We start from the raw sequence: 4,641 nt of genomic DNA, 5'->3' as shown, positions 1-4,641 counted from the left end.
GAGGGAGGGGTGGGTTGCGCCGAGGGGGAGGGGAAAGAGAATGGGCCTGTTGTGGTGCCGCCGACGGGGAGGGAGCAGAAAGGGCGGGGAGCCGGGGGCCCCCCCCCCCCCCCCCCTCTCCCGTGTTCCGAGCGTTGACTTCAGGTGTTCTGGACGCAGGACACGCGCGACGCGAACGCAGGTCGCGCGCGTTCCGGCCGTGGAACACGCGCGACGCGGACGTGGACGCGCGGTGGTCAGCGGGTGCGGGTGACCTTGTTCAGGCCGCGCGGGTTGTCCGGGTCGCCGCCGCGGGCCAGGGCCAGGCCGTGGGCCAGGCGCTGGATCGGCAGGATCTCCAGGATCGGGGCCACCTCCTCGGCCGTCTCCGCGACCGGGACGCGCAGGGCCGCGGAGACCTTGTCGGAAGCCGAACCGACCGCCAGCACGTCCGCCCCGCGCCCGTGCACCGCGTCCAGGACGTCGTGCAGGGCGTCACCGCCCTTGCCCGCACTGGTCACCGCCAGCACGGCCGTCTCCGCGTCCACCGCCGCCACCGGCCCGTGCAGCAGGTCCGCGCCGCTGTACGCCCGCGCCGCCAGGTACGACGTCTCGGCCAGCTTCAACGCCGCCTCCAGCGCCGTCGGCAGCGAGTAGCCGCGCCCGGTGGTCAGCACCCGGTCCACGAACCGGTACCGCTGCACGGCCTCGGCCACCGCGTCCGCCGAGGAGTCCAGCGTCGCCCGCGCCAGGTCGCCCAGACCCGCCGCGGCCGACCCGTCACCGCCCCGGATCCCGTCCACCAGCAGGTACAGCGCCAGCAACGTCGCCGAGTACGTCTTCGTCGCCGCCACCGCCCGCTCCACGCCCGCGCCGACGTCCACCGCCAGCTCGGCCGCGCCGTTCAGCGGCGACGACGAGGTGTTCGTCACCGCCACCGTCAACGCCCCGCGCGCACGGGCCGACTCGGTCACCTCCAGCAGGTCCGGCGACCCGCCGGACTGCGACACCGCGACCAGCAGCACGTCCCGCAGGTCCGGCCGCGCCCCGTACAGCGTGGTCGTGGACGGCGACACCAGCCCGGCGGGCAGTTCCAGCAGCACCTCGGTCAGGTACTTCGCGTACAGCGCCGCGTGGTCGCTCGACCCGCGCGCCGCCAGCAGCACGAACCGCGGCCGGCGCTCGGCGATCACCGAGGCGACCGACGCGATGGCGTCCCGCCGGGCGAACAGGTCGGCGAAGATGCCCGGCTGCTGGTCGATCTCGGCCGCCATGTGCCTGCCGGGCTGGTGGTCGGTCATCGGAGTTCCCCCGTCGGTTCAGGTTCAGGTTCGGCGGACGGCGTGGCGGTGGCCGCGGCGATGCGCTCGGCCGCCGCCCGCAGGCACACCCGTGAACCGCCGTGGGTGTCCACGCGGGCGCCGACGCCGAGGTCAGGTCCCGGCACGCCCGTCTCGACGTGCACAAGGTCTAGACCAATAGTACCCAGCGACGACACCAGCTCGCGAGCCCACGCGTGGCGGTGTGCCTCACGCGTCACCACGACGACCGGACGTCCGGCGGCCAGCGACGCGATCTCCCGAGCGGACGTCGCCGCCACCACCGAGGTACCCGGAACGAGCTCCGTCAAATACGGCCCCAGCCCCCACGGCACGTCCCCGACCGCGATCGACGGCTCCACCGCCAGGTCCACGACCACCGGCGGCCCGGACAGCGCCAACGTGCCGCGCACCTCCAGCGCCCGCCGTGCGGCGACGAGCCCCAGCCCGGGGTCGTGCGCCTGCACGGAAGCCGCCGGGGCGCCCAGCGCGGCCGTCCGCCGTGCCGCCTCCTCCAACCGCTCCAGCGGCAGCGCGCCCGACTCCACGGCCGCCACGATGCTGTCGACCAGCCACTGCAGCCCGTCGTCGTCCAACGGCTCGCCGCCCAGGCACAACGCGTCCACCCCGGCCGCCAACGACCGCACGGACCCCTCCGCCAGGTCGCCGCCGACGGCCTTCATGTCCAGCCCGTCGGTGATGATCGCCCCGGTGAACCCCAGCTCCTCCCGCAGCACCCGCACCGCCAGCGGGTTCAGCGTCGCGGGCGCCGGACCCCACTCCGGCACGACGAGGTGCCCGGTCATGATCGACCGCACCCCCGCCCGCACCGCCGCGCGGAACGGCACGAACTCGGCCGACGCCAGCTCCGCCGGCGTCCGCGGCAGCACCGGCAGCGCCGCGTGGGAGTCCACAGTGGACGCGCCGTGGCCGGGGAAGTGCTTGGCGCACGCCGCCACCCCGACCGCCTGCAGGCCCTCCACGAACGCCGCCACGTGCGCGCCCGCCGCCACCGGGTCCGACCCGAACGACCGCACGCCGATCACCGGGTCCTCCAGCGTGAGCACTAGGTCCGCCGACGGCGCCAGGTTCAGGCTCACCCCGCACGCCGCCAGCCGCGCCCCGATCGACGCCGCCACCGCCCGCGTCAGCCCCACGTCGTCCGCCGCGCCCAACGCGTGGTTGCCCGGCACCTCCGACCCGCGGCCCGCGTCGAGGCGGGTGACGTCGCCGCCCTCCTCGTCGATCCCGATCACGACGTCCGCGCGCACACCCCGCAACTGCGCGTTCAACGCCGTGACCTGGGCGTCCGGGGCCTGATCGTCGTCACCGCCGACGGTCACCACGTTCCGCCCGAACAGCACGACACCGCCGAGCCCGTCGGCCACCCGCTTCAGCAGCCAGTCCGGCGCGGTGGTCCCGTGGAACCCCGGCAGCAGCACACCCGACGCGAGCCGGTGCAACGACATGCGGTCCTACCCCTTCACCGCACCGGCGGTGACGCCGGTGACCATCTTGCGCTGCACGATCAGGAAGAACACCAGCACCGGCAGGGTGAACAGCGCCGACGCGGCCATCGCGCCACCCCAGTCCGTGCCGAACGCGGTCTGGAACCCCGACAGCCACACCGGCAGGGTCTCCTTGGTCTGGTCCTTGACCAGCGACAACGCGAACAGGAACTCGTTCCACGCGGTCACGAACGCGAACACCGACGTGGCCACCAGGCCCGGCCCGAGCAGCGGCAGCGTGACCCGGCGGAACGCGCCCCACCGACCGCAGCCGTCCACCATCGCCGCCTCCTCCAGCTCCAGCGGGATGCCGTTGACGAACCCGCGCAGCGTCCACGCGCAGAACGGCAGCGTCACCGCGAAGTAGATCAGCGCCAGCGCCGGCAGCCGGTCGAGCAGGTCGAGGTCGCGCATCATCAGGAACATCGGGATCAGCAGCGCCTCGAACGGCGCCATCTGCGCCACCAGCAGCATCATCGCGAAGCCCTTGCGGCCCTTGAACCGCATCCGCGACAGCGCCACCGCCGCCAGCAGGCCGACCGCGATCGCCGCCACCACCGCGCTCAACGTCACCAGCAGGCTGTTGCCCAACGCGTTGAGGAAACCGGGCTTGGCCCACGCGGTGGCGAAGTTCGAGCCCGTCACCGAGAACGGCACCAGGTCGTAACCGCTGGTCAGCAGGTCCTTGCGCGGCTTGAGCGCGGTCGAGACCATCCAGTAGGTCGGGAACGCGAAGAACAACGCCACGACCAGCGCGACGACGTTGCCCGTGACCTTCTTGGCGGAACCCTTTTTCGCGATCACAGCTCGCCCTCCTGGGACCGGAGCAGCCTGCGCAGGTACTGGAAGGTGAGCAGCCCCAGCAGCACGACCATCACCACGGACACCGCCGCGGCCACGCCGAAGTGGCTCTTCGAGATGCCTTCGAGGTACTGGTAGACGGCCAACGTGGTGCTGCCGCCGTCCGGGCCGCCCTTGCGCATCGCCCAGATCTGCGCGAACACCTTGAAGTCCCACAGCAGCGACAGGAACGTCACCATCAGCAGCAACGGCCGCAGTTCGGGCCACGTCACGGCGCGGAACGTCTGCCACGCCGACGCGCCGTCGATGCCCGCCGCCTCGTAACGGTCCTTCGGGATCCCGATGGCGCCCGCGTACAGCGAGAACGCCAGGAACGGGATCGCCTGCCACACGATCAGCAGCCCGATCACGGCCAGCGTCGACGTGCCCGTGGAGAACCACGAGTGCCCGGCGAACGAGTCGAACCCGACCGCGACCAGCGTCTTGTTGAGGATGCCGTACTGCTGGTCGAAGATCCACTGGTAGACCGTGGTGGCGGCGAGCAGCGGCATCGCCCACGCCAGCAGCATCGCGACCTGGAGCACGATCCGCACGACCGGGCTGATCTGCCGCATCAGCAGCGCGATCAGCAGGGCCGCGAGGACCGACACGGCGACCACGAGCCCGGTGAACACCACGGTGCGCACCGTGATGCCCCAGAACGCCGGGTCGCCCAGGATCTCGGCGTAGTTGTCCAGACCGGTCCACACGACCTCGCCGCGGGTCAGCTCGCGCAGGTTCAGCTTGCGGAAGCTGGTCACCAGGACGGAGAGGACGGGCCAACCGATCAGCCAGAGGATGGCCGCCACGGCGGGGGCCAGCAGCAGGTAGGGCAGCGCCCGGTCGAAGGCGCCGCCCCGACGGCGCGGCGCGCCGTCCGGTGCGGCACGGGGGGGGGGGGGGGGGGGGGGGGGGGGGGGGGGGGGGGGGGGGGGGGGGGGTGGGGGGGGTCATCCCTCCTTTGCCTTCGTCTATTCTGGCCAGGCATCCACCTC

The 4,641-nt window shown here is 72.9% G+C and carries 4 protein-coding genes; all 4 read right to left on the bottom strand.

The annotated features are described in order from the left end of the window. Window positions 1-236 precede the first annotated feature (236 nt). Genes ACZ7GX_RS17500 through ACZ7GX_RS17485 form a run of 4 tightly spaced genes read right to left on the bottom strand, consistent with a single transcriptional unit; the run spans window position 237 to window position 4,455 of the window. Window positions 237-1,280: an SIS domain-containing protein gene (locus ACZ7GX_RS17500; RefSeq protein WP_498777772.1), complete on the bottom strand. Its 1,044-nt coding sequence runs from the start codon at window positions 1,278-1,280 to the stop codon at window positions 237-239. Further along, entirely contained in the window at window positions 1,277-2,767 is a 1,491-nt protein-coding gene (locus ACZ7GX_RS17495) for a glycoside hydrolase family 3 protein (protein WP_498777770.1), read from the bottom strand. The genes ACZ7GX_RS17500 and ACZ7GX_RS17495 overlap by 4 nt, the downstream gene beginning before the upstream one ends. Before the next feature lie 6 nt (window positions 2,768-2,773). Further along, window positions 2,774-3,610, bottom strand: a complete 837-nt coding sequence (locus ACZ7GX_RS17490; RefSeq protein ID WP_498777768.1) for a carbohydrate ABC transporter permease — start codon at window positions 3,608-3,610, stop codon at window positions 2,774-2,776. Continuing rightward, window positions 3,607-4,455: a carbohydrate ABC transporter permease gene (locus tag ACZ7GX_RS17485; RefSeq protein WP_498777766.1), complete on the bottom strand. Its 849-nt coding sequence runs from the start codon at window positions 4,453-4,455 to the stop codon at window positions 3,607-3,609. Before ACZ7GX_RS17485 ends, ACZ7GX_RS17490 begins: the two co-directional genes overlap by 4 nt. Between the last annotated feature and the right edge of the window lie 186 nt (window positions 4,456-4,641).

Source organism: Actinosynnema sp. NPDC037264, from assembly GCF_055603705.1.
Note: the sequence above shows the minus strand (reverse complement) of the source record. Positions and strands in the feature narration are given on the sequence as shown.

Coding starts and splice junctions, on each gene's coding strand:
- ACZ7GX_RS17500 (WP_498777772.1), bottom strand. CDS start 1,280: ATGACCGACCACCAGCCCGGCAGGCACATGGCGGCCGAGATCGACCAG.
- ACZ7GX_RS17495 (WP_498777770.1), bottom strand. CDS start 2,767: ATGTCGTTGCACCGGCTCGCGTCGGGTGTGCTGCTGCCGGGGTTCCAC.